This window comes from Actinomyces sp. S6-Spd3, from assembly GCF_000758755.1.
Taxonomy (GTDB): domain Bacteria; phylum Actinomycetota; class Actinomycetes; order Actinomycetales; family Actinomycetaceae; genus Pauljensenia.
Map to the genome: position 1 here is coordinate 1 of NZ_JRMV01000219.1, position 501 is coordinate 501.

1 protein-coding gene is annotated in these 501 nt (G+C 42.1%); it reads left to right on the forward strand.

The window, feature by feature from the left end; genetic code table 11:
• Positions 1-148: 148 nt before the first annotated feature.
• The coding region (locus HMPREF1627_RS10535; protein ID WP_234305200.1) for an AAA family ATPase at positions 149-501 on the forward strand (353 nt) is incomplete at its 3' end.

Below are 501 nucleotides of genomic sequence, written 5' to 3' on the forward strand. Positions count from 1 at the left end.
CGTTCTAAACCTGGCTGATATAGAAACCGTTCTTGCAGACGAGGGGCAACTTAGAAAAGTCAAGGATCTGAAGAGAATCCTTAATACCGTGAATCACAAGCATGAACACTCATACATTTTTGTTCTTTGTAACAAGATCAAAAAGTTCATGAAGACTCCGTCTGCTCGCCAAGTCGAGCCGATTCAAGCAAAGAAGTACGTGTTCATTATTGATGAGATCAACCGCGGAGAGATTTCCAAGATTTTCGGTGAGCTATTCTTCGCTGTCGATCCAGGGTATAGAGGTGAACGCGGCGGGGTAGCAACCCAATATTTCAACCTCCATTTGGATCAGACGAAGAAGTTTTACATTCCACGAAATGTTTACATTATTGGAACGATGAACGATATAGATCGTTCAGTTGATTCTTTCGATTTTGCTATGCGTAGGCGCTTCCGTTTCATTGAACTTCGTGCCCAGGATCAGATTGCGATTTTAGACAATATAAATGATCCCGAAGT